This window comes from Bradyrhizobium tropiciagri (genome assembly GCF_018130505.1).
In the GTDB taxonomy this organism is placed as follows: Bacteria; Pseudomonadota; Alphaproteobacteria; order Rhizobiales; family Xanthobacteraceae; genus Bradyrhizobium; species Bradyrhizobium tropiciagri_B.
The window spans coordinates 347,287-371,257 of record NZ_JAFCKH010000010.1; the positions used below are offsets into that span (position 1 = coordinate 347,287).

The window sequence follows — 23,971 nt, forward strand, 5'->3', positions numbered from 1 at the left end:
AAAGAAAACCGGGAGGAATTTCCGTGATTTACGTCGTCGCCACGCTGACCATCAAGCCTGAGACCCGCGCCGAGTTCATCGCCGCGGCGACGGCCTGCATCAAGGAAACCCGCAAGGAGCCGGGCAACATCGCCTACGACCTGCATGAGAGCGTCACCGACCACAGCAAGATGGTGTTCGTCGAGCAGTGGGAGAACGCCGAGGCGCTGGTGCCGCATCGCGCCGCCGAGCACATGAAGACGTTCGGCCGCGTCGCGGTGAAGTGCATGTCCGCGCCGCCGCGGATCGAGGTGATCACGCCCGAGAAGGTCGACGTCCGCTAACCAACAAGAAGGGAGCCAATCCATGATCTACGTGATCGCCACCACGCCGATGAAGCCGGAGAACAAGGACGACTTCATCAAGGGGCACAAGGCCTGCACGGTCGAGACCCGCAAGGAGAAGGGCTGCATCTCCTATGACGGCAATGTCAGCGTCAACGATCCGAACCTCTATGTGGTGGTCGAGCGCTGGGAGACCCGCGAGGATCTCAACGCCCACGGCAAGGCGCCGCACATGAAGGTGTGGCGAGAATATTCCGCGCAGATGAAGACGGCGCCGACGGTGATCGAGATCATCAGCGACGCCAAGGTCGAGAAGCTTTAGGCTGATCATGCGTCAAACCGCGCCACGAACTCGACTTCACCTCGCCCCGCTTGCGGGGAGAGGTCGTAACGCATCGTCAGATGCGTTACGGGTGAGGGAGAATCTCCGCGAGTCCGTCTGGCGCCGTCGATGCGGAAGCAGCCCCTCACCCCAACCCTCTCCCCGTAAGAACGGGGCGAGGGGGCGCACCGTGATCGCGGTCGATGCTCGACCTCATCGCATGGCGCTCCAACGCATAAGAAGGCATCGATGATCCGCGCGACCAACGTTCTGGGACAGCATCGCTGGAAGGAAGCGGCGGCCGACACCGTCGTGCTCGATTTCGACGACCGGCACCGGCGGCGGATGGCGATGACGGGGACGCGCGGGCTCGAATTCCTGCTCGACCTGGAAAACGCGGTCGCGCTGCGCGGCGGCGATGCGCTGGTGCTGGAAGACGGCCGCCTGATCGAGGTGGTCGCCGCTCCCGAGCCGCTGATCGAGATCCGCGGCAGCGACCCGCATCATCTGATCCGGGTCGCATGGCATCTCGGCAACCGCCATCTGCCGACGCAGATCATGCCGAAGGGCCTGCGTATCCGGCGCGATCACGTGATCGAGGCGATGGTGAAGGGGCTCGGCGCCCGCGTCCTCGAGATCGAGGCGCCGTTCGATCCCGAGGGCGGCGCCTATGCCGGGCCCGCGCATGGCGAAGAGCACGCGCATGGCCATACCGGGCATGATCACGCCCACAGCCATGCGCATGATCACGGCCATCACCATCATGGCGACGATCATCACCATGATCATGGCCACCATCACCACGACGAGCATTGCAGCCACGAGCATCACCACGGTGATGGACATCACCACGGTGATGGGCATCATCACCACGACCACTCCCATGCTCATGACCACAAATGAGCCGGATGCCGCCGCAACCAGCGGCGGCATGACGGAGGGGGAGGCGGCCGCGCTGTACCGGCTGATGACCTGGCTGTCGCCGTCCTTTCCGGTCGGCGCGTTCGCCTATTCCAGCGGTATCGAATGGGCGGTGGAGGCCGGCGACATCACCGATGCGACGTCGTTGCGCGGCTGGCTCAGCGCGATGCTGACCGACGGCAGCGGCTTCTGCGACGGCGTGTTCCTTGCGCGGACGCATGCTGCGACATCCGCCGCCGATGCCGCCGCGCTGAAGCACATCGCCGAGCTCGCCGCCGCCTTCGTGCCGTCGCGCGAGCGGCAGCTCGAGACCACGACGCAGGGCCGCGCCTTCATCGAGATCGCGCGTGCCGCCTGGAATTCGCCCGGCCTCGATACCAGCATCACCGCCTGCGACGGCCCGATCGTCTATCCGGTCGCGGTCGGGCTCGTCAGCGCTGCACACGGCATTCCGCTCGCGCCGGCGCTGCACGCCTTCCTGCATGCCGTGGTGTCGAACTGGATTTCCGCGGGCAGCCGGCTGATCCCGCTCGGGCAGACCGACAGCCAGCGCGTGCTGGCCAGCCTCGAGCCCGATGTCGCCGCGACCGCCGCGCGCGCCACTGCTGCCTCGCTCGACGATCTCGGCAGCGCGACCTTCCGCGCCGATCTCGCCAGCGTCCGGCACGAGACGCAGTATACGAGGCTGTTCAGGTCATGATGCTCTCACCGTCGTCCCGGCGAAGGCCGGGACCCATAACCACCGATGGCCGTGGCTATGAACGGTTGGGGCCCCAGCGTCTCACGACAATTCAATTCGGTGGTAATGGGTCCCGGCCTTCGCCGGGACGACGGTAGGAGAGGCTTCCAACATGCCCACGTCTCACGGCCCGCTTCGCGTCGGCGTCGGCGGCCCGGTCGGCTCCGGCAAGACCGCGCTGATGGATCTGCTCTGCAAGTCGATGCGCGAGCGCTACGACATCGCTGCGATCACCAACGACATCTACACCAAGTGGGACGCCGAATTTCTGGTGCGCTCCGGCTCGCTGACGCCGGACCGCATCGCGGGTGTCGAGACCGGCGGCTGTCCGCACACCGCGATCCGCGAGGACGCTTCGATGAATCTCGCCGCGGTCGCCGACATGCGGGCGAAATTTCCGGACCTCGACCTGGTGCTGATCGAATCCGGCGGCGACAATCTCGCCGCGACCTTCTCGCCGGAATTGGCCGACCTCACCATCTACGTGATCGACGTCGCCGCCGGCGACAAGATCCCCTCCAAGGGCGGCCCGGGCATCACGCGAAGTGACCTTCTCGTGATCAACAAGATCGACCTCGCGCCCCATGTCGGTGCGTCCCTTGAGAAGATGGATACCGACGCCCGCCGGATGCGCGGCGAGCGGCCCTTCGTGATGACCAACCTGAAGAAGAGCGACGGCCTCGACCGCATCATCAGCTTCATCGAGACCAAGGGCGGCCTTCGATCAGGGGCGGGGGGCAAGGCGGCCAAGGCGGGATAGCCCGTTAATCATTGTGGCAGAGGGTAATCCCGTCACCCTGAGGAGCCGCGAAGCGGCGTCTCGAAGGGTGCATGGCCCGGCTGGTGGCCAGTCGATCCTTCGAGACACCTGCTGCGCAGGCTCCTCAGGATGACGGGACTGACAGCGATCCTCGACTTCATCAGCCTTCGCCGCAAAAAAGCTGCGCATTCGCCGGAACAAATTCAGACTTGACCGAGTTAGCAACCTCTGGCGCCGCCGAAAGTCAGCCGGGCGGTGCCGGCGTTAATGCTGCCGACCGGCTTCTGTTGCGTACCGATGATCGCTATTCCATATTCCGCTGCGGTTGGTGTTATCAGTGAGTTGATGTATCGCCGCCACCGCAGGCCGCTGATGTCTTCCATCTCGTTTCGCCACCCCATGATTGCCGAGTAAGCGAGTGGTTCGGCTGGGCTTTATCGTTGCCTTGATCGCGCTGATCGGAGTCTTGCTCTCCGGTCTCGCTGCCTATCGGGTGCACGATCAGGAGCTCGCGCTCGACGGTATCGCGCTGGCGCGGGCGATCGACGTCCATGCCAGCCTGGTGCAGGATCGCCTGACCGAGCGTGAGCTGCTGGCGCGGGTCGCCTCCGGCCTGTTCCGGGCGCCGTCGATGGTGAAGGCGAACATGCTGCAGCCGCTGCGCTCGGCGATCTATGCCTTCAAGACCGACTTCGTCGTCGCCACCTGGATCGCGCGGCTGAAGCCCAACGAGCTGACCGCGGCCGAGGCAGAGCTGAAGACCGCAGGCTTCACCAATCCGACGATCCGCAACTTCGACGACCAGCCGCTCGACATCAAGACGCTCGACAAGCCGATCAACGTGCTGATGGATGTCGAGCCGCGCAATCCTGAGACCCTCAGCATCCCCGGCCGCGCCTTCGATCGCCATTCGGTGGTCGGCCCGATGCTGGCGAAGGCGATGGCGGAGGCGAAGCCGGTGGCCTCCGATCCGATCCCGCTGCTCCGGCAGAACGGCCCGATCGGCGTCGCGCTGGCCGCGCCGGTGTTTCAGGAAGGCGCATCGGAGCCGGCCGGCTTCGTCACCTTTTCGTATGAGTTGTCGTCGCTGATGCTGACCAACGACGACACGTCGCTGTTCGCGGTGGCGCTGAAGGATCCGCGCGATTCCAACGACGAGTTCACCGCCAATGAGCAGGGCGTCGTCACCTCGCGCGCCGTGCGCCAGGACGGCCCCGCGCCGTCGATGGTCCGCACCGTGACGTTCGGCGGCCGCGACTGGTCGCTCGACTATTACGCCAAGAGCAACGCCACGGCGCGCGCGCAGCAGACCGCGACCATCGTCGCGGCGATCGGGCTTGCGCTGACTGGCATCGTCTGCGGCCTGTTCGGCTATGTCGCCTACAACAATCTGCGGCTCAGCCGCGAGATCGAGGTTCGGATCGGATTCGAGCGGCGGCTCACCGCCGTGATCGACGAGCTCAACCATCGCGTGAAGAACATCCTCGCGGTGATCCAGTCGATCGTGACGCGCACGCTGCGCCACGGCGCCGACATCGATGTCGCGCGTGAGCTCCTGATCGGGCGCATCCACGCGATGTCGAACGTCGTGACGCTGCTGTCCGAGAGCCAGTGGCAGGGCGTCAAGCTGAAGGGCCTGTTCGAAGCGCGCGCGATCCCGCATGCCGACCGTATCGCGGTGAACGGCCCGGACATCACCGTCAGCGCCCGCGCCGCGCAATCGCTCTCGCTGCTGTTCTTCGAGCTCGCCTCGCATTCCGACGAGGGCCTGTCGCTGGTCGGCAAGCACCCGCACATCGTCGCCAATTGGGAGGTCAATGGCGACAGTGCCGATGCGGTGTTCCATTTCCGTTGGGAGGAGTTCAACACCAGCCAGGCGACGCGGCGGGCCGACAGCGACTTCGGCCTGATCCTGCTCGACCGCGTCGCGCCCGAGGCGCTCGGCGGCACCGCCAAGCGCTATTTCACCGACGTCTCCTACGTCTACGAACTCACGGCGCCGATGGACACCGTCGTCGACATGACCGAGCGCGACCGCACCGAACAGTTTTCGGCACCAGTGCGGCCGGTCAAGAAATAGCGGCGGGGACGAAGGCGTCCGCGAAACCTGTGGCCGGGTGACGAGCGCAGCCATCGGCCGGAGCGCGCCGTAAGGGAGCCACCAGCGGCCGGGTTCCCTCCCCCCTTGCGGGGACCCGCAAGGGGGGAGGGAGCCTGACCAGCGTGCTCACCTTACGGAACCGATCCGCGATCATCCCCGCGGGTTCCCGACCCGAGTTCCATCCAAACTCCGTAGTTCCCCTCAACCGATCGTTAAAACTTCATTGAACATGCTTGGGCATATACCGAGCAGGATACCGTCTGAGGAACCCAATGAGGCTTTGGGTCGGCCTGACCTTGCTCGCGGCATTTGTGCCGATGGGGTTGTCGTTTGCCCTGAATGCGGCAAAGGCGCCCGGCGAACCCGCGACTGTGCGTGCCAGCTACCGGCGGCCGGCGGTGGTTCCGTTCCCGGGCAGCAATCCGCACTCCGAGGCGAAATCGGCGCTTGGCGCGATGTTGTTCTTCGACCCGCTGCTGTCGCGGTCGAAGACGCTGTCGTGCGCGACCTGCCACAACCCGTCGCTGTCATGGGCCGACGGACTTCCGCGCGCGATCGGCGAGGATCCGAACGGCCTGCCGATCCGTGCACCGACCCTGATCGACGTGGCCTTCTTCGAACCGCTCGGCTGGGACGGCAAGTTCAGGAGTCTCGAGTCGGTCGCGTTCGGGCCGATCCTGTCTCCGGCGAACATGAACATGACGGAGCCGGAACTGATCGAGCGCCTTTCGGCGATCCCGGGCTATGTCGATGCATTCACGAAAGCGTTCGGCGACGGCGGGATCACGCGGCCGCGGATCGAGGCGTCGCTCGCGACCTTCGAGCGCTCGATCGTGGCGGCCGAGGCGCCGTTCGACCGCTGGATCAAGGGCGACGACACCGCCATCAGCGCCTCGGCGCAGCACGGCTTTGCAATCTTCAACGGCAAGGCGGGCTGCGCGGCCTGCCACAGCGGGCCGTCCTTCTCGGACGGATCGTTCCAGGATATCGGCACCGCCAAGGGCAATGACGTCGGCCGCGGTCGCTTCTTTCCGAAGTCGGCCAAGTTGCACTATGCGTTCAAGACGCCGACGCTGCGCGACGTCGCGCGCCGCGCGCCCTACATGCACGACGGATCGGTGGCAACGCTCGAAGATGTGATCGAGCTCTACAACAAGGGCGGGATCGAGCGGCCGAGCCGCTCACCGGATATCAAGCCGTTGTCGCTGACGGCCACCGAGAAGAAGGATCTGATTGCGTTCCTTCAGACATTGACCGCGGCCCCGACTCCGTTCGCGGTGCCGACATTGCCGCGATGAGGACGCCTGACGTCAGTCAGGACAGATTCAGCACAGATGCGGCAGGGCGGATCCCAGCAGGCCGAGGCCCACGATCAGCAATGCGCCGGCGAAGGTTTCCAGCGTCTCGGTCCGCGGCGGGAACCGGTTCGCCACGAAGGCCAGCGCCGAACCCAGCCCGACGCTCACGACGCTCAACGCTCCCAACATGCACCGGCTCCCGATTTATCGTTCATCCGGGCAGATCACTACTATGGGTGGAATTGAGCCTCCGTGCCGGAATTAGCTAAAATCTGAAGCATCCGGCAAGAAACCGCGCGAAAAAGTCGCACGTTGCACGCGCCGCCAGCATTAACCACGAAACAACCGACGGGTGTCAGCGCGCTGGAATTCTTAAAATTTGATATAAGATGAACCGGTCGTTAAAGGTGTGTGGGCAATTGGTGTGATGTTTAGTGGATGGGGGCGAGACGCCGCTTCGGCGCTCCGTGGACACTCCGTCTTCGCCAAATGCATCCTGGGGATCTTGTTTTGCATTGTGGCGGCACGGGATGCCGAAGCGCATGTCAAGTGGTTCTGTGCTTACGATGTCGCCGGTCAGCCCCGCGGACTCGAGAATGTCCTCTGTCTTGATTTCGAACTGCTCCTTGCCGTCTCGGTCTGCTGGCTGTTTGCCGGCTGCCTGATCGAGCCGACGGCATTGGGCGCGGCGACGGTCCGCGCGCTTGATCGCGTCACCGAGCCGTTGCAGCGGCGCACCGAAATGATGATGCGCGCGGTCACCGCGTTCTTCTTCATCTCGATCTGGGCCATGGGCGGTATCCTGCTGACTCCCGAATTGAAGACGACCTCGCCGCTGGTCGGCGTGCTGCAACTCGGCATCGCCGCCGGCATGCTGTCGCGGCACACCATGCCGCTGTCGGCCGCGGGTATCGCGATCCTGTTCGGCATCGGCATCCGCGATTACGGCGTCTTCCATCTCGCCGACTACCCGATCTTTCTCGGCGTCGCGGCCTATCTCGCGCTGACCGGGTTGAAGAGGGACCTGTTCGGAATTCAGCCGCTCGACGTGATGCGGTATTCGGCTGCGGTAACCTTGATGTGGGCGTCCATCGAGAAGTGGGCCTATCCGGAATGGAGCTTCCCGCTTCTCATCGAGCATGCCTCGATCACGCTCGGCTTCGACAACGAGTTCTACATGCGCGCCGCGGGCATGGTGGAATTCGTGCTGGCGTTCGCGCTGATCTGGACGCCGCTGATCCGGCGCTGCGCCGCCGCGGTGCTCACCGGCATGTTCATCAGCGCGTGCTTCGAGTTCGGCAAGGTCGACACCATCGGACACTCGGCGATCATCGCCGTGCTGCTCGCGATCGTCTGCGACAGCCGGACCTCGCTCAACGATCGCCGCGCACCGTGGCTGGCGCCGGTCAGTCTCTGCGCCGCGCTGACGGTGACGCTGTTCGCCTACTATGTCGGCCACGCCGCCATCTTCAAGACGTCGGTCCTGTAGGCTGCGATCCGGAAGCGGGGACTACTTCGCGACGTGGACCGCGAGCTTCATCTTGGGATGGATGCCGCACAGCACCATGTAGTCGCCGGGCACCGAGAACGTGACGTCGAACTTGCTGCCCGGCTGCTGATCGCCGGAGTCGAAACTGAACGTCTCCGTGCTCAAATAAGCGTGATGCAACAGCTCGCCATCATCGTTAACGAACCGTAAAACCTCGCCGCGCTTGATCGAGATCTCGGCCGGCCGGAACTCGCGGTTGATCTGCGAGATGGAATACGGAGCCGCGCCAAGGGCGGCGCCGGCGAGCATTCCCGCAAGAATCACGGCTGCAAACGGCACTCCGCCGAACCCGCCGAGGCGCAGGGCGCGCAACAAGCCTGACTGCATTTCATCCCCGCTCATGGATCGAGACACCCCGGCATCGTAAGGCGCGAATGGTGCCCCTCGAATTACCTGCGGTGGTGATTATCACCGGGTGATCTTAACGATTTCAGCATCAGTTCCAGTCACTACTAAGGCAATTTGAGCACACAATTATTTCCGGTGCCCGCGCGTTTTGCGTGGCTTGAGTATCGTGTACGACGGGCGAAAACGCGGATATGGGTTTTCTCTTCAACCTCAGGGCGCAAAGTGTTGCGGCGTTTCGCGTCGCAACCGGCCGCCTGTCGCGCCTCGCCCTGACCAAGGGGTCGATCCGCACCCAGATACTGATCTTCTGCCTCGCGATGAGCGCCATCGCGGTGGCGCTCGGCGGATACTCGATCGTCGGCATCCGCCACGCCGGCGATCTCGTCGCCAAGACGTTCGACGAATCCCTGATGTCGATCAATTACGCCCGTGCCGCCGGCGCTGACTTTGCCGCGATGCGGGTCGCCTCCTCGCAGCGGCTGCTGACCACGGATCCGGCGATCCGCGCCGGCCTCGATGACCAGATCGAGACGCTCGCCAAGGCGCTCTCGGAAGACCTGACGATCGCCGCCGACCGTTCGCAGTCGTCGCGGGCCGCGAAGGCGGCCGCCAAGGTCCAGGAAGCCGCCGATGCCTGGATGGAGCTGCATCGCCGCGCGGTCGTGCTGTCCGCCGACGGCGGCTCCGCCTCCGCACCGCAGGCCGGGATCTCGGTCGGCGATGTCGACCGCTATTCCCGGATCGTCAGTCAGCAGGTCGAGCTGCTGGTCAACTACACCGCCGGCGACGGCTTCCTGTTCCGGCAGCGCGCCCTCTCGACGATCAAGCGGGACCTGCAGCTCAACGGCGCAGGGCTGACCTTCGCGCTGATCCTGTCGGCATTCTTCTCCTGGCTGCTGGCGCGCCGCATCATCGGACCGGTGGCCATCGCCTCCAGGGTCGCGCGGCGCATCGCCGACGGTGACCTGAACGCGACGATACCGAAGGGCGGCACCGACGAACTCGGCACCCTGCTGGCCGCGATGGAAACCATGCGCGACAACATCAGGCGGATGGTCAACGAGGAAGTGTCGCAGCGCCGCTCCGCGCAGGCGAGGCTGTCGGACGCGCTCGAAACCTCGCGCGAAGGCGTCGTGCTGCTCGATGCCGACGGCGAGATCGCGCTGGCCAATACGCGCGCCAGCGAGTTCATCCGCCTCTCCCCGCAGCTGCTGCTTTCGGACCAGCTCGACATCTCCGGGACGACCCGGACGACGACTTCGAGAACGGCGCCGGCCGCGCTCGACAACGACAGCGACGCATTCGCGAGCGAGGCGCAGCTGACCGACGGCCGTTGGCTGCGCGTCAGCCGCAGCGAGACGCAGGAGGGCGGCGTCGTGCTGGTCTACAGCGACATCACGACGCTGAAGGAGCAGAAGGCGGAGCTGCATGAGACCAATCTGCGGCTCGATGCGGCGCTCACCCACATGTCGCAGGGACTGTGCCTCTACAACAGCGAGGCGCGGCTGCAGGTCGTCAACCGCCGCTTCTGCGAAATCTTCGACATCTCGCCGGAGCTCGTGCTCCCCGGAATGACGCTGCAGGATGTGCTCCGGCTCAGCATCGCCGCGGGGAATCACGGCAACCGCACCGTGGCCGACCTGCTGGCGGAGCGCGACCGCGCGATCTCGCCGCGCGAGGGCGGCAATTATCTGCAGCATCTGTCCGACGGACGCATCATCTCGATCGCGCAGCGCCCGACCACCGACGGCGGCTGGCTCGTCACCTGCGAGGACGTCACCGAGCAGCAGCGCGCCGAGTCGCAGATCGCGTTCATGGCGCGGCACGACGCCCTCACCAGGCTGCCGAACCGGACCTTGCTGGCCGAGCGGATCGAGCAGGCGGTGGCGCAGGTCGGCCGCGGCTCCGGCTTTGCCGTGCTCTGCCTCGATCTGGATAATTTCAAGCAGGTCAACGACACGCTCGGGCATCCGGTCGGCGACGAGCTGCTGCGCGCGGTCGCCGAGCGGCTGAATTCCTGCGTCCGCGAGGTCGACACCGTCGCCCGGCTCGGCGGCGACGAGTTCGCGGTGATCCAGTGCGGCGTTCACGGCAGCGAGGATTGCGAGCTGCTCGCGCGCCGCATCGTCGAATGCGTCGGCGCGCCCTACGAGCTGAACGGACATCGCGTCGTGGTCGGATGCAGCGTCGGCATCTCGCTGTCGCCGGGCGACGGCACCGGCGGCGAGAAGCTGCTGAAGAATGCCGACGTCGCCCTGTACCGCGCCAAGATGGAGGGCAGGGGCACCTGGCGTTTCTTCGAGCCGGCGATGGACGCCAGCCTGCAGCGCCGCCGGGCGATCGAGCTCGACCTGCGCGAGGCGATGGCCAAGGACGAATTCGCGCTGTACTACCAGCCGCTCTACGACCTGCATCTCGACCGCATCTGCGGCTTCGAGGCGCTGCTGCGCTGGATGCATCCGAAGCGCGGCATGGTGCCGCCCGATCAGTTCATCCCGATCGCGGAAGAGATCGGGCTGATCATTCCACTCGGGGAGTGGGTGCTGCAGCGCGCCTGCGAGCAGGCCGTGACCTGGCCGAGCGAGATGAAGCTCGCGGTCAACGTCTCCGCGGCGCAGTTCCGCGATCCGGCATTCATCGACGTCATCGCCGGCGCGCTGACGGCGTCGGGATTGTCGCCGCACCGGCTGGAGCTCGAGATCACCGAGTCGGTGTTCCTCGCCAACAGCAGCGAGACGCTGGCGACGCTGCACAAGCTGAAGGAGCAGGGGCTGCGCATCGCGCTGGACGATTTCGGCACCGGCTATTCGTCGCTGAGCTATCTGCGCAGCTTCCCGTTCGACAAGCTCAAGATCGACAAGTCGTTCGTGCGCGACGCCACCGCGACCCATGGATCGAAGTCGATCGTGCGGGCCGTCATCAGCCTCGGCCGCAGCCTCGGCATGACGACGATCGCCGAGGGCATCGAGACCGTCGAGCAGCTCAACCACATGCGCGCCGAAGGCTGCAACGAGGCGCAAGGCTTCCTGTTCAGCCATCCCGTCCCGGTGTCGGAAATCCCCTCGAAGATTCTCGAACTGAGGAACGGCTTCAAGCCGCCCGCCTTCAAGAACGCGCTGGCAAGCTAGAGCGGGGCGACTACTTCGAATCGCGTTAACGGGTTCCGATTGACCTCGCCCGGCGTGCGGGGAGAGGTCGCATCGCATCGAAGATGCGATGCGGGTGAGGGGGGTCTCCGCGAGTCCAACTGTAGCCGTTCATGCGGAAGCAGCCCGTCACCCCAACCCTCTCCCCGTAACAAGGGGGCGAGCGAGCGCAGCGCCGTCGCGGTCGTGAGCTAGCACTCCAACGAACAGAGGCGGCCCCGGGGAAGGCCGCCTCCGTCGTCTTGAGAGAGTTTCGCGTCTAGCCGCCGTTGCCGCCGATCACCGCGCGTACGGTGTTGTCGGGGCCGAAATCCTCGGCGCTGTCGACATAGAGCAGGGCGCTCAGCTTCGAGCGCGCACGGTTGACGCGGCTCTTGATGGTGCCGACCGCACAGCCGCAGATCGCCGCGGCGTCCTCGTAGGAAAAGCCGGAGGCGCCGACCAGAATCAGGGCCTCGCGCTGGTCCTGCGGCAGCTTGTCGAGCGCGGCACGGAATTCCTCGAACTCCAGATGCGCCGCCTGCGACGGCTGGCTCTTCAGCGTCTTGGCATAGTTGCCCTCGGCGTCCTCCACCTCGCGCCGCCGCTTCCGGTAGTCGGACCGGAACAGGTTGCGCAGGATGGTGAACAGCCACGCCGGCAGGTTGGAGCCCGGCTGGAACGAATCGATATTGGCGATCGCGCGCAGCAGGGTCTCCTGCACCAGGTCATCGGCGCGGTCACCATTACCGGACAACGAGATCGCGAACGCGCGCAGGCTAGGCACCGACGCAAGGATGTCGTCGCGAAGTTCATTCGTGAGAGGCATTAGTCCCCTCCATTGTTCTTGTCGGTATCGCCCCCTGCGACGGCCGCCGCGGCAGCCTCAGGCCCATCCAGCTTGCGGACCAACTCCGCAAAGCGGTCGGGCACCCCCTGCCGCACCACATCATCGTACATGGCGCGCAGCTGGTGGCCGATTCTGGACTGGATCTCAGCGTTGAGACCGCCCTGCTTCTTTATTTCCTTCATGATCTGATCCACGCTTCCCCGGGAGGTTAAGTCTCTGATTTTCAAGTCTATTCCTCGAAAAAAGAGGCTGGCCGCGTCGCTCGTCGGTCAGGAGCTAATGCGAAGTTGCACATAAAGTTCCGAAAGGCTGGAACTATTTCTTGGAACTTTTCCGCTCCTCGCGCGTAATCGGCGAGGCAGGGGAACCGGGGCCGTCCCAGGAACTTGACTCGTCGCCCCTGAGAGACGCCTTCGAGACCGGTCGGTCTCGGAAGCGCGGGCTTGGGAACCAGGTTGGCCTTAAGAAGAAGGATGGAGTGGGAATGTCCCGATCGCAGGTCGTTGCTGAACATCTTCCGCTGTTGCGCCGCTACGCCCGCGCGCTGACCGGAAACCAGGCGTCCGGAGACGCCTATGTCGGGGCCATGCTCGAGGCCCTGCTGCAGGATCCGTCGCTGCTCGACGAAACCCATGGCCCGCGCGCCGGGCTGTTCCGCCTGTTCACCCAGATCTGGAATTCGGTCTCGGTGAACAATGACAATGCCGACGTGGCGACGCTGTCGCTGCCGCCGGAGCGCCGGCTGTCCAACATCACGCCGCTGCCCCGCCAGGCCTTCCTGCTGCTGTCGCTGGAAGGTTTTTCGGAGGAGGAGGTGGGCTACATCCTCGGCACCGACGTCGCCGAGACGCGCAAGCTCACCGATGCCGCCGGCCGCGAGATGGCCGCCGAGATCGCCACCGACGTGCTGATCATCGAGGACGAGACCTTCATCGCGATGGACCTCGAGAGCCTCGTGAAGAATCTCGGCCACAACGTCATCGGCGTCGCCCGCACCCATTCGGATGCGGTGGCGCTCGCCAAGAACAAGAAGCCGGGCCTGATCCTCGCCGACATCCAGCTCGCCGACGGCTCGTCGGGGCTCGATGCCGTCAACGAGCTCTTGCGTACCTTCGAGGTGCCGGTGGTGTTCATCACCGCCTATCCGGAGCGCTTCCTGACCGGCGAGCGGCCGGAGCCGGCGTTCCTGATCTCGAAGCCGTTCCAGCCGGCGATGGTTTCGGCGGTCGCGAGCCAGGCGCTGTTCTTCCAGCGCAATTCGCGCAACCGCACGCCGCGCGCCGCCTCGGCCTGACGCTTCGAATTCAACGTAGGACAAGACTTGGATCGGCGCATCGCAAGATGCGCCGATTTTTTATCGACTCGCTGTCGAAGCGAAACGCATGCGCGCGTGGGTTGGAACTGGCGATGCCAAGCTGAGTTGGACTTGCATCCTTTGGCGTCACGGAGCCGCCGTGTCGAAATTGCAAAACCCGTCCAGATTACACAGCGAAACAACAGAACGGCTTTTCATCGGCAACAGCGAGCTTGCCGGACTCCTCAGGAGCCACGATTGGGCGAGCACGTCGCTCGGTCCGCCCGCCACGTGGCCGGACAGCCTGAAGACCGCCGTGCGCATCATGCTGACATCGCAGCAGCCGATCTGGATCGGCTGGGGCGAGGACCTCGTCTTTCTCTACAACGATCCCTACAAGTCGATCATCGGCGGCAAGCATCCGCGTGCGCTCGGCGAGCCGACGCGCGTGGTCTGGCGCGAGATCTGGCACGACATCGCGCCGTTGCTTACCAAGGCGATGAGCGGCAGCGAGGGCACCTATGTCGAAGCCCAGCTGCTGATCATGGAGCGCAACGGCTTTCCGGAAGAGACCTACTACACCTTCTCCTACAGCCCGATTCCCGATGCCGACGGCCTGCCCGCCGGGATCTTCTGCGCCAACACCGACGACACCCAGCGCGTTATCAGCGAGCGTCAGCTCTCGCTGCTGCGCGAGCTCGCCAGCCGCGCGGCCGAGGCGCGCAGCGTCGAGGAGGCCTGCGCGCGCAGCGCCGCCGCGCTCGCGACCGATCCGCAGGACCTGCCGTTCGCGATGATCTATCTGATCGATCCGCAGGAGCAGGTCGCGCGCCTTGCCGCCGTGAGCGGGATCGACCGCCACCATGTCGGCGTCAAGCCGGTGCTGGCGCTCGACGGCAGCGAGGCGTGGCCGGTCGCCGAGGCCCGGCTCAGCCGCGACGGTGTCGCCGTGGAAAAGCTGAATGACTTGTTCGGCGTCGATTTTCCTTCCGGCGGCTGGCGGCAGTCGCCGGAGCGCGGCGTCGTGCTGCCGATCCTTGCCGCCGGCGACGTGCCCGCAGGCTTCCTGATCGCGGGCCTCAATCCGTTCCGCCTCTACGACGAGCGCTATTCAAGCTTTCTCGGCCTGGTCTCCGCGCAGATCACGGCCGCGATCAACAATGCCCAGGCCTATGAGGAGGAGCGACGGCGTGCCGAGGCGCTGGCCGAGATCGATCGCGCCAAGACCACCTTCTTCTCCAATGTCAGCCACGAATTCCGCACCCCGCTCACCTTGATGCTGAGCCCGCTCGAGGAGCTGCTGTCGCGATCGGGCAGCGACCTGCAGCCCGGGCAGCGCGCGCTGCTCGACATCGCCCAGCGCAACGGCCAGCGCCTGTTGAAGCTGGTCAACACGCTGCTCGACTTTGCCCGCATCGAAGCCGGTCGCGTCTCCGCCAGCTTCGAGCCGGTCGATCTCGTCGCGCTGACGTCGGATCTCGCCTCGAATTTCCGTTCGACCGTCGAGCGGGCCGGGCTCAGCCTTGCGATCGAGACGCAAGCGTTGCCGCAGCCGGTCTATGTCGATCGCGACATGTGGGAGAAGATCGTTCTCAACCTGCTGTCGAACGCGTTCAAGTTCACCTTCGACGGCCGGATCGAGGTCGCGATCGGAGCCTCGGCCGGCGGCACCGCGGCCGAGGTGACGGTGCGCGACAGCGGCACCGGCATTCCCGCGACCGCGCTGCCGCACATTTTCGAGCGCTTCCAGCGCGTCGAGGGCGCGCGCGGCCGCTCCTTCGAGGGCAGCGGCATCGGTCTTGCGCTGGTGCGCGAGCTGGTGAAGCAGCATGGCGGGCAGATCCGGGTCGACAGCGAGGTCGATCGCGGCACCATCTTCACGGTCACGCTGCCGTTCGGCACCGAGCATCTTCCCGCCGAGCAGATCAATGCGGCGCGGCCGGCCGCGCGCAGCAGCAGCAGCCGAGCGCAAGCCTATCTGGTCGAGGCGCTCGGATGGCTGGAGGGAGACGGCGGCGACGAGCGGCCGGATCCATCGTCGTCGGAGGATCTCGGCTTCGCGGCGCCCGCGGCGCCGGGACGCCGGCATCGCATCCTGCTCGCCGATGACAATGCCGACATGCGCGACTATGTGCGGCGCCTGCTCGCGCCGCTCTACGACGTCGAGGCGGTCGAGGACGGCCAGGCCGCGCTCGAGGCGGCGTGGCGGCGGCGGCCGGACCTCGTGCTGAGCGACATCATGATGCCGCGGCTCGACGGCATCAGCCTGTTGAATGCGCTCCGCTCCGACAAGGAGCTGAAGGATCTGCCGGTCATCTTCCTGTCGGCGCGCGCGGGCGAGGAGGCGACGGTCGAGGGCCTGCAGATCGGCGCCGACGATTATCTGGTCAAGCCGTTCAGCGCGCGCGAGCTATTGGCGCGCGTCGCCGCCAATCTCGAACTGTCGGCGACGCGATCCGAGCGGACGCTGCGGCTCGAGGAAGAGGCGCACGTCCTCGAGCTCCTGAACAAGGTCGGCAGCACCGTCGCCGGCGAAATCAACCTCGATCGCGCCGTCCAGATCGTCACCGACGCGGCGACCGAGCTCACCGGCGCGGCGTTCGGCTCGTTCTTCTACAATGTCCTGAACGACAACGGTGAGAGCTACATGCTCTACACCCTGTCCGGCGTGCCGCGCGAGGCATTCTCGCGCTTCCCGATGCCGCGCAACACCGCGGTGTTCGCGCCGACCTTCAACGGCGAGGCGATCGTCCGCTCCGACGACATCCTGAAGGATCCGCGCTACGGCAAGAGCGAACCGCACTATGGGATGCCGAAGGGCCATCTGCCGGTGCGCAGCTATCTGGCGGCGCCGGTCCTGTCGCGGTCCGGCGAGGTGCTCGGCGGCCTGTTCTTCGGCCACCCCGAGCCGGGCGTTTTCACCGAGCGCTCGGAACGGCTGATCGAAGGCATCGCCGCACAGGCGGCCACCGCGATCGACACCGCGCGGCTGTTCCAGGCCGCCGAGCGCGAGGTCGCGGAGCGGCGCCGCGCCGAGGCCGCGCTGCAGGCGCTCAACACCACGCTGGAACAGCGCGTGATCGAGGAGGTGCAGGAGCGCACCAAGGCCGAGGAGCAGTTGCGCCAGATCCAGAAGATGGAAGCCGTCGGCCAGCTCACCGGCGGCATCGCCCACGACTTCAACAACATGCTTGCGGTGATCATCGCCGGGCTCAATCTGGTGCAGCGCAAGCTCGCCAAGGGCGAGACCGATGTCGACCGCTTCCTCGACGGCGCGGTCGACGGTGCGCAGCGCGCCGCGGGATTGACCCAGCGCCTGCTTGCCTTCTCTCGTCAGCAGCCGCTCGCGCCGGTGACGCTCGATGCCAACAAGATGATCTCGGGCATGACCGACCTGTTGAGCCGGACGCTCGGCGAAACCATCAGCCTCGAAACGGTGCTGTCGGCAGGATTGTGGCAGGTCCGGGCCGATCCCGGCCAGCTCGAGAACGCCGTCCTCAATCTCTGCGTCAACGGTCGCGACGCGATTTCGGGCAGCGGCAGGCTGACATTGGAGACCTCGAACGCCTATGTCGACGAGATCGCAGCCAAGGCCTACGCTATTCCCGCCGGTCAATACGTCATGATCGCGGTGGCCGATAACGGCGACGGCATGACCGAGGACGTGATCGCCAAGGCATTCGATCCGTTCTTCACCACCAAGGGCGTCGGCAAGGGCACCGGCCTCGGCCTCAGCCAGGTCTACGGCTTCGTGCGCCAGTCCGGCGGCCACGTGAAGATCTATTCGGAGATCGGCGTCGGCACCACCGTCAAGATCTACCTGCCGCGGCATCGTGGCGAGGCCACGCCCGACTTCGTCAGGCGCGCGCCGATCGCCTCCTATCGCGGCCGCAAGAACGAGGTGATCCTGGTGGTGGAAGACGACGATCGCGTGCGCGGCGTCTCGGTCGAGGCGCTGCGCGAGCTCGGCTACACCGTGATCGGCGCATCCAGTCCACGCGAAGCGCTGCAATTGCTCGACGGCGGCTTGTCGATTGCATTGCTGTTCACCGACGTGGTGATGCCGAGCATGTCGGGCCGCGAACTCGCCGTGCAGGCCCGCGCGCGGATTCCGAATTTGAAGGTGCTCTACACCACCGGCTATACGCGCAATGCCATCGTCCACAACGGCATCCTCGATCCCGGCACCAATTTGCTGCCGAAGCCGTTCTCGATCGACGAGCTGGCGACCAAGGTCCGCGAGGTGCTGGACGGGATGTGACGGGGGATCGTTCTACTTCGAATCGAGCGGCATACTCGGCTTCACCTCGCCCCGCGTGCGGGGAGAGGTCGGAATGCATCGCCAGATGCATTCCGGGTGAGGGGGAGCCTCCGCAAACGCAGTTGTTACCGTCTTCGCGGAGATAGCCCCTCACCCACCCTCTCCCCGTAAGAACGGGGAAAGGGAGAACCAGCGCCATCACTGCCTGGCTCACTTCGGCGTGACGCGGACCGGCATCGTGCTCAACGCCCGCAGGCCGGTGCTGTCGCGCAGCGCCACGTCGCCGGTGATCTCGATCTGCTTCACGCGCGCCGCGAGCGCCGCGATCACCGCCTCGGCCTCCAGCCGCGCCACCATCTGGCCGACGCAGCCGTGAATACCGACGCCGAAGCCGACATGGCCGGACAGCCGCCGCGTGATGTCGAACCGGTCGGCGTGCTCCCAGCGCGTCTCGTCGCGGTTGGCGGAGGCGAGCAGCAGCAGCACCTTCTCGTGTTGTCCGATCCTGACGCCGGAGATCTCGGTCTCGTGCGGCGTGGTGCGGAACACGAACGGCGCCGGTGAATCGAAACGCAGCGTCTCGTCGAATGCCGCGCGCGAAAGCTGCGGGTCGGCGACGAGCAGCGCCCATTGGTCGGGATGGCGCGCCAGCGTGTACAGCGCCATGCCGATGGCGCTGATCGTGGTATCGAGCCCGGCCGAGAGCAGCGAGCGCACCAGCAGCGGCGCTTCCTCGGCGCTGATCTCGCCGGCATCGGCTGCCTCATAGACCTGCGCGCCGAAACTGCCCGGCCGCAGCGCCTCGCGCTGGCACCGCGCCGCCACCCACGGCAGCACGCGCGGCGCCTGCGCCATCAGCTCGCGGAAATAGTCGTTCTCCGGGCCGAAGCCGGCAAACACCATCGCGCCGTAGGTCAGGAAATTCTCGCGGCCTTCCTGGTCGATGCCGAGCGCGTCGGGAAACACGCTGACCGGAAACACCTCGGCGATGTCCTTGATTGCATCGAACGAGCCGCGCTCAACCAGCCCGTCGACCAGTTTCGCCGCTGTCGCCTTGAAGTCGTCGGCGAGCCGCCGCATCGCCCCCGGCGAGAGCACGCGCGCCAGCACGGCGCGGGTCCGCGTGTGCAGCGGCGGATCGGCTTCCAGCACGATGCTCGGCGGACGCCAAGGCTTTTCCTTGAAGTGATTGGCGAGCCCGGCGCCGCCGGCGTTGCTGAAATTGACATGGTCGCCGAAGATCGCCTTGACCTCGGCAAACCGCGGCACCGCCCAGATGTCGTATCGGGTCAGGTGGATGGCGGGCGCCGCGGCGCGCAGCTCCGCATAGGTGCCGTAGGGATCGGCCCGCGTCGCCGGGCTGAACGGATCGAAATCGCTGCGGACAACCTCGCTGGCAAGACTGCTCATGGGATCCTCCCGTCCGGTCACCTTGATTTAGGAATGTACAAGTTAATTGACCATAGTCAATTAACTTGTGACTTGCAAGGGGCCGGGGTTGCCATCCGGCCCGGCACGCGGCATGGAGGCGCGAGGGAGCATGGCGATGTCAATCGCGGAGCGATCAAGCGGTGGCGGGCGGCGCTTCCAGCGCCGGGCGCGGCAGGAGGCCGACAAGGAGGCGCTGAAGGCGCTGATCCTCGATACCGCGCGCAAGGAGTTCGCCGCCGGCACGCTCGAGACCGTCTCGATCCAGAAGATCGCCGACGTGATCGGCTACTCGAAGGGCACCGTCCTCAAATACTTCCCGACCAAATTGCTGTTGTTGCTCGCTGTGAAGCAGCAGAACCTCGAGGCGGTCGCGGCTCAACTCGAGCGCGTCCGCGCCCAGACCGCCGACAGCGAATTGCGGCTGCGCCGCGTGATGGAGACCTATCTCGATTACTGGGCCGACAATCCCGATCATTTCCGCTCGCTGTTCTCGATGTCCGGCACGATCGAAGACCGCCGCTTTCCCGATGGCGTCTATTTCGGCGAGACCGAGATCGCCCGCCGCAGCTACGAGCTGTTCGTGATCTCGGTGCGGGAATTCCTCGCCGCATATGGCGCCGAGCCGGCGCACGGCCTGCCGCAGCGACTTGCCACCGCGCTGCTTGCGGCCGTTCACGGCGTGGTCGCGCTCACGCTCGGCACGCCGACCATGAAGCTGCCCGACATGCGCGGAACCGGCCGCCTGCTGGTTGCGAGCCTGATCGATGCCTGGGTCGCAAGGCTCGCTGCCGCACGGAAACGCGAGAGCTGGCCGCGGATCACTAGTGGAACCTTCGCCTGACGTTGCGGCGTTTGCGCGTGACGCGGAATTATTCCGCGCTCCGCGGGGCCGACCATGCGAAGAGCGGCGTGGAATCGCATGCCCGTGCCTGCTAAGCGCTGCCAATGGATTCCGCACAACGCGACCGATCGATCGGCTTCCTCTGCCTTGTGGTGACGGCGTTCGGCTGGGCGCTGAACTGGCCGCTGATGAAGCTGTTGCTGCAGCAATGGCCGCCGCTGTTCGCGCGCGGGCTGGCCGGCTGCTGCGCGGCGCTGATCCTCGGCGCGCTGGCGCTGGCGCGCGGCCAGTCGCTCGCGGTGCCGCGCGAGGCCGTGCCGCGGCTGCTGTTCGCCTCCTTCACCAATGTCTTCGCCTGGATGGGTTTCGGCACCGTCGCGATGAAGTTCGTCACGGTCGGCGAGGGCGCGCTGCTCGCCTACACCATGCCGATCTGGGCGATGCTGTTCGCATGGCCGGTGCTGCATGTCCGCCCGACGCTGCGCGACGGCGCGGCGCTGGTGCTCGGTATTGCCGGCGTGGCGCTGCTGCTCGGCGGCGGTGGCTTTGCCTTCAGCGCCGGCAAGCTGACCGGCATCGCGCTTGCGCTCGCCTGCGCCATCCTGTTCGCGCTCGGCAACGTGCTGAACCGCAAGCCGCTGCCGATGCCGCCGCTCGCGGTGGTGGCCTGGCAGGTCGGCCTCGGCTGCCTCGTGATGCTCGTGCTCGGCGTCGCCTTCGAGCATCCGAATTATTCGGCGATCACACCGCTCGGCCTCGGCTGCTTCGCCTACATGACGCTGATGCCGATGGGGATCTGCTACCTCACCTGGTTCGAGACGCTGCGCCGCCTGCCGCCGACCTCAGCGTCGACCGGCATGCTGCTGGTGCCTGTCATCGGCGTGGTGTCGGCGGCGATCATCCTCGGCGAGCCGCTCGGGATGCGTGAGATCGGCGCGATGGTGCTGACGCTCGGCGGCGTGACGCTCGCGCTGCAGCGCGCGTGATGCAGCGGCTTGCCAAGGAACGGACACCGTTCGCGGGCGTTCTTCCCTGAGCAGAAGGAGCATTTCCATGCGCAAGGCGATCGCAGAACTCGATGCGGAGCAGAAGGCGCAGTTGCTCTATATCGCCGATCTCGGCACGGCCTTGTGCACGTCGGCGCTCGCGGTCAGCATCCTGAAGGGAATTGTGGGCCTTCTCGTCGGCACGGCCTGATGCAACCCAGACGGGGCGTCCAAGCGCAGTTCAGTCCTCCGCCCCGTCCGTGCCCTGCGTGTGCCCTTCCGGCCCGCGGTCGAACACCCCGAAATCGCTGGATTTGACGCCGGCCTTGGCATCCAAGCCGAGGCCCGCGAGGCCGATCTTCAGCAATTCGCGCACCGCCGCGGCCCGCGTCGGCATGCGGTGCTTAAATCTGAAATCGTCGACGGCGCTCAATTCTTCCGGTGACAGCATGACCTGAAGACGTTCGGCGCGAAGCTCATTCATCGCGAACCGCCCTAAGTTAGCCAGTTGAGTAATTTGCTCAACAAACAAACTCGCGCTCGGTTCCGCAGGCTCCCCAAAAAAAGTCAAATTAGTAAAATATATCAATGAAATCAATAGTTTAAGCTCAATACGGCGGAACGAATTCACGCCTCGAAACGTTCTATTCCGCAAGAGAGGTGCGCCATGACTAACCACGTCAAGCTGCCCCGCAAGCTGTCCGAGGAACGCGCCGCGCCAAAGCCGCTGCGGCCGAGCCACGCGCAGGTCATCGAGCAACTGGACCGCTGGGCCAACAGTCCCGGCCTTCAACCGCCAAAGGACAAAGATGCAGAAGACGATGCAAAAGCGAAAGCGATCTGAGCCGCACACGTTCGAACAGCGTCTTGAGGAACACCGCGTGCGGCTCGAGGACGAACTCGCTCAGTTGCCGGAAGGCAGCCAGCGCAACTCGGTGGCCGCCCGCATCGAGCAGTTGCGGACCGCCGCCGAACTGAACGCCATGCTGTCGCGGCCGGCATAGCAGCGGCCGATGACTCCTACCGGGCGCGACAGCGTTCGGTAGGAGCACGTGCCAACCTCACCGCCTCCTCGCGTCTCCCCAAAGATTTACGCTCTGTTCCCGTCATCCCCGCGCAAAGGCGAAGCCTTTGCGCGGGGGTGACGGGACAATATAGGGGACTCGGCATATCAGTCCGTCTTGCGCCACTACTCCGTCGCCCGCCGTCCCGTGCGCGGATTGAGAGGCGCGGTCGGTGCCCGCCGCAGCGCTTCCGGGAGGAAAGGCTCGCCGGGTTTCGGCGAGGGGGCGGCGCGCACGTCGGCGGCCCATTGCGCGCGTTCATGCGCCGTCTGGTTGTCGTTGAACGTTCGTTTCACGTCGACGCCGTCGACGGGGTCGTTGACGCCATTTCGGCTTGCGGGATGCGCGACGCCGCGGTGGATATCGCCGGAATTGCTCATGATCGCCTCCGTTCCCGGTTCGATCCGGTGGTCTTCATTCAAAAATCAACGTGCCCGGCGCGGGCGCCGTTCCAAAAAGTGAAGGGTCGGAGGTATCACCCTCCGCCGGGAATCCTTGGCGGCCACTGCGCCACCCGGTAGTATCCTGCCCGGCAGGCGACCGGGTCCAACCACCAAGGCCGGGCAAAGAGCCGAAAACGAGGGAAAGTCCCGGGAATGAGGCACATCGACGTCGCGGTGATCGCAGCGACCTTGTGGCTGCTGGCGTCGATGGTGCTGGACATCCTGACGCCGGCCTCGATTACCGCACTCATGATCGCGGCCGCGCTGGCCCCGCCGTTCCTGATCGGGATGGGCATCCACTTCGCGCGGGAATATCTCAAGGCGAAACGGCGCAGCTATCCGCCGCAGCGCTGGGACGAACGCTTCAGGAACTGAGCAGGCTGCCTTTACAGATCTGCTCTGCGGCAGCCGGATTGAACCGAAGCGCCGGCTTGGTAATCTGCCGCCATGACCGACATCCTCCCCGACACGATCGGCCGCCTCTACACCGAGCCCGCCGACTATATCGACAGCGACCATCCCGCCGTGGTGGCCTTCGCCCGCGCCGCCGTCCCGGCCGGTGCCACCGCGCGCGAGGCGGCGGCACGGCTCTACACCGCAGTGCGCGACGGCATCCGCTACAATCCCTATGTCAGCATGCAGTCGCCGGAGAGCTTTCGCGCCTCCAGCGTGCTTGCCGCCGGCAACGGCTACTGCGTCGGCAAGGCCGCGCTCTATGCCGCCGCCTGCCGCGTCCACGGTATCCCGGCGCGGGTCGGCTTCGCCGATGTGCGCAACCATCTCACCACCGAGAAGCTGCGGGCCAGCATGGGCACCGACATGTTCACCTGGCACGGCTTCACCGAGGTGCATGTCGACGGCGCCTGGCGCAAGGCGACGCCGACCTTCAACGACACGCTGTGCGCCAAGCTCGGCGTCGCGCCGCTCGATTTCGACGGCCACAGCGATGCGCTGCTGCATCCGTTCGACGGCGCCGGCCGCACCTACATGCAGTACATCAACGACCATGGCAGCTATCACGACGTCCCGGCCAAATTCCTGATGCGCGAGATGGCGCGCGAATACGCCAACATGCAAAGCGAGGATTTTTCCGGCCGTGACATGGAGCGGGAAGCGGCGGAGCAGTGAGAGCTGCCGGCCACGATCTGCCGAATATGACCGTGGGACGTTCGTGCGATTTCGGAATAATGGAAGAATACGACTGAGTTGCCCGACGTGTCAAGTGCCGCCAGCCGCCGTGTCAGTAGCTCGTGATCTGTCGCCTGTTTGTAGCTCGTGAAGTGTCGTGTTTTCGGTGCCCCGGAACAAGGGGGAC

General features: G+C 65.6%; 26 protein-coding genes. 18 read left to right on the forward strand and 8 right to left on the reverse strand.

Features of this window, described 5'->3' with window-relative positions:
* Positions 1-23 precede the first annotated feature (23 nt).
* The 5 genes from JQ633_RS25900 to ureG all read left to right on the forward strand — a co-directional run bounded on the left by JQ633_RS25900 (position 24) and on the right by ureG (position 3,065).
* Positions 24-323: a putative quinol monooxygenase gene (locus JQ633_RS25900; protein ID WP_211987912.1), complete on the forward strand. Its 300-nt coding sequence runs from the start codon at positions 24-26 to the stop codon at positions 321-323.
* A 22-nt stretch (positions 324-345) separates the two neighbouring features.
* Complete coding sequence (locus tag JQ633_RS25905; RefSeq protein WP_211987913.1) at positions 346-645, forward strand: putative quinol monooxygenase; 300 nt, start codon at positions 346-348, stop codon at positions 643-645.
* 249 nt (positions 646-894) lie between these two features.
* Positions 895-1,548 (forward strand): urease accessory protein UreE, encoded by a 654-nt coding sequence (ureE, locus tag JQ633_RS25910; RefSeq protein ID WP_211987914.1) that lies wholly within the window; start codon positions 895-897, stop codon positions 1,546-1,548.
* Positions 1,529-2,266 (forward strand): urease accessory protein UreF, encoded by a 738-nt coding sequence (locus tag JQ633_RS25915; RefSeq protein WP_211987960.1) that lies wholly within the window; start codon positions 1,529-1,531, stop codon positions 2,264-2,266. Before ureE ends, JQ633_RS25915 begins: the two co-directional genes overlap by 20 nt.
* A 151-nt stretch (positions 2,267-2,417) precedes the next feature.
* Complete coding sequence (ureG, locus tag JQ633_RS25920; RefSeq protein WP_211987915.1) at positions 2,418-3,065, forward strand: urease accessory protein UreG; 648 nt, start codon at positions 2,418-2,420, stop codon at positions 3,063-3,065.
* A gap of 218 nt (positions 3,066-3,283) precedes the next feature.
* Here ureG and JQ633_RS25925 read toward each other — a convergent pair whose 3' ends face one another.
* On the reverse strand, positions 3,284-3,448 hold the full coding sequence (locus JQ633_RS25925; RefSeq protein ID WP_211987916.1) for a hypothetical protein: 165 nt from the start codon (positions 3,446-3,448) through the stop codon (positions 3,284-3,286).
* A gap of 35 nt (positions 3,449-3,483) precedes the next feature.
* Between JQ633_RS25925 and JQ633_RS25930 the strand changes: the two genes are divergently transcribed.
* The gene (locus JQ633_RS25930; protein WP_211987917.1) at positions 3,484-5,145 is read left to right on the forward strand and encodes a CHASE domain-containing protein; all 1,662 of its coding nucleotides are present in this window, start codon (positions 3,484-3,486) and stop codon (positions 5,143-5,145) included.
* A 293-nt stretch (positions 5,146-5,438) separates the two neighbouring features.
* Positions 5,439-6,464, forward strand: coding sequence for a cytochrome-c peroxidase (locus JQ633_RS25935; RefSeq protein WP_211987918.1), 1,026 nt, complete (start codon positions 5,439-5,441; stop codon positions 6,462-6,464).
* A 27-nt stretch (positions 6,465-6,491) separates the two neighbouring features.
* Here the strand turns inward: JQ633_RS25935 and JQ633_RS25940 are convergent, their stop codons facing one another.
* Positions 6,492-6,653: a hypothetical protein gene (locus JQ633_RS25940; protein WP_211987919.1), complete on the reverse strand. Its 162-nt coding sequence runs from the start codon at positions 6,651-6,653 to the stop codon at positions 6,492-6,494.
* 316 nt (positions 6,654-6,969) lie between these two features.
* On the opposite strand from JQ633_RS25940, the gene JQ633_RS25945 reads away from it, so the two are divergent.
* Positions 6,970-7,953 (forward strand): hypothetical protein, encoded by a 984-nt coding sequence (locus JQ633_RS25945; RefSeq protein WP_211987920.1) that lies wholly within the window; start codon positions 6,970-6,972, stop codon positions 7,951-7,953.
* A gap of 21 nt (positions 7,954-7,974) precedes the next feature.
* Here the strand turns inward: JQ633_RS25945 and JQ633_RS25950 are convergent, their stop codons facing one another.
* A complete protein-coding gene (locus JQ633_RS25950; protein WP_211987921.1) occupies positions 7,975-8,340 on the reverse strand; it encodes a methylamine utilization protein in 366 nt (121 codons plus the stop codon).
* 212 nt (positions 8,341-8,552) lie between these two features.
* On the opposite strand from JQ633_RS25950, the gene JQ633_RS25955 reads away from it, so the two are divergent.
* Positions 8,553-11,489: an EAL domain-containing protein gene (locus JQ633_RS25955; protein WP_211987922.1), complete on the forward strand. Its 2,937-nt coding sequence runs from the start codon at positions 8,553-8,555 to the stop codon at positions 11,487-11,489.
* Between the two features lie 277 nt (positions 11,490-11,766).
* Here the strand turns inward: JQ633_RS25955 and JQ633_RS25960 are convergent, their stop codons facing one another.
* Positions 11,767-12,315 carry a sigma-70 family RNA polymerase sigma factor gene (locus tag JQ633_RS25960; RefSeq protein ID WP_066515735.1) on the reverse strand — a complete coding sequence of 183 codons (549 nt, stop codon included), beginning with the start codon at positions 12,313-12,315 and terminating at the stop codon, positions 11,767-11,769.
* The gene (locus tag JQ633_RS25965; RefSeq protein WP_211987923.1) at positions 12,315-12,518 is read right to left on the reverse strand and encodes a NepR family anti-sigma factor; all 204 of its coding nucleotides are present in this window, start codon (positions 12,516-12,518) and stop codon (positions 12,315-12,317) included. Before JQ633_RS25965 ends, JQ633_RS25960 begins: the two co-directional genes overlap by 1 nt.
* A 302-nt stretch (positions 12,519-12,820) precedes the next feature.
* On the opposite strand from JQ633_RS25965, the gene JQ633_RS25970 reads away from it, so the two are divergent.
* Entirely contained in the window at positions 12,821-13,630 is an 810-nt protein-coding gene (locus JQ633_RS25970; protein ID WP_211987924.1) for a response regulator, read from the forward strand.
* 160 nt (positions 13,631-13,790) lie between these two features.
* Positions 13,791-17,891, forward strand: coding sequence for an ATP-binding protein (locus tag JQ633_RS25975; protein ID WP_349631611.1), 4,101 nt, complete (start codon positions 13,791-13,793; stop codon positions 17,889-17,891).
* A gap of 210 nt (positions 17,892-18,101) precedes the next feature.
* Here the strand turns inward: JQ633_RS25975 and JQ633_RS25980 are convergent, their stop codons facing one another.
* A complete protein-coding gene (locus JQ633_RS25980; RefSeq protein WP_211987925.1) occupies positions 18,102-19,301 on the reverse strand; it encodes a cytochrome P450 in 1,200 nt (399 codons plus the stop codon).
* 136 nt (positions 19,302-19,437) lie between these two features.
* On the opposite strand from JQ633_RS25980, the gene JQ633_RS25985 reads away from it, so the two are divergent.
* The 3 genes from JQ633_RS25985 to JQ633_RS25995 all read left to right on the forward strand — a co-directional run bounded on the left by JQ633_RS25985 (position 19,438) and on the right by JQ633_RS25995 (position 21,360).
* Positions 19,438-20,163 (forward strand): TetR/AcrR family transcriptional regulator, encoded by a 726-nt coding sequence (locus JQ633_RS25985; protein ID WP_249159633.1) that lies wholly within the window; start codon positions 19,438-19,440, stop codon positions 20,161-20,163.
* 104 nt (positions 20,164-20,267) lie between these two features.
* Positions 20,268-21,149, forward strand: a complete 882-nt coding sequence (locus tag JQ633_RS25990; protein WP_211987927.1) for a DMT family transporter — start codon at positions 20,268-20,270, stop codon at positions 21,147-21,149.
* Positions 21,150-21,216: 67 nt separating this feature from the next.
* Positions 21,217-21,360, forward strand: a complete 144-nt coding sequence (locus tag JQ633_RS25995; protein ID WP_211987928.1) for a hypothetical protein — start codon at positions 21,217-21,219, stop codon at positions 21,358-21,360.
* Between the two features lie 30 nt (positions 21,361-21,390).
* Here the strand turns inward: JQ633_RS25995 and JQ633_RS26000 are convergent, their stop codons facing one another.
* Complete coding sequence (locus JQ633_RS26000) at positions 21,391-21,633, reverse strand: hypothetical protein (RefSeq protein WP_211987929.1); 243 nt, start codon at positions 21,631-21,633, stop codon at positions 21,391-21,393.
* 183 nt (positions 21,634-21,816) lie between these two features.
* Between JQ633_RS26000 and JQ633_RS26005 the strand changes: the two genes are divergently transcribed.
* Both JQ633_RS26005 and JQ633_RS26010 read left to right on the forward strand, forming a co-directional pair.
* Positions 21,817-21,993: a hypothetical protein gene (locus JQ633_RS26005; protein ID WP_211987930.1), complete on the forward strand. Its 177-nt coding sequence runs from the start codon at positions 21,817-21,819 to the stop codon at positions 21,991-21,993.
* Entirely contained in the window at positions 21,959-22,153 is a 195-nt protein-coding gene (locus JQ633_RS26010; protein ID WP_249159634.1) for a hypothetical protein, read from the forward strand. Before JQ633_RS26005 ends, JQ633_RS26010 begins: the two co-directional genes overlap by 35 nt.
* Before the next feature lie 185 nt (positions 22,154-22,338).
* Here the strand turns inward: JQ633_RS26010 and JQ633_RS26015 are convergent, their stop codons facing one another.
* Complete coding sequence (locus JQ633_RS26015) at positions 22,339-22,593, reverse strand: hypothetical protein (RefSeq protein ID WP_211987931.1); 255 nt, start codon at positions 22,591-22,593, stop codon at positions 22,339-22,341.
* Positions 22,594-22,809: 216 nt separating this feature from the next.
* Here JQ633_RS26015 and JQ633_RS26020 point away from each other — a divergent pair, with 216 nt between their 5' ends.
* Positions 22,810-23,031: a hypothetical protein gene (locus JQ633_RS26020; RefSeq protein WP_211987932.1), complete on the forward strand. Its 222-nt coding sequence runs from the start codon at positions 22,810-22,812 to the stop codon at positions 23,029-23,031.
* A 72-nt stretch (positions 23,032-23,103) separates the two neighbouring features.
* Positions 23,104-23,784, forward strand: coding sequence for a transglutaminase-like domain-containing protein (locus JQ633_RS26025; RefSeq protein WP_211987933.1), 681 nt, complete (start codon positions 23,104-23,106; stop codon positions 23,782-23,784).
* Positions 23,785-23,971: the final 187 nt, after the last annotated feature.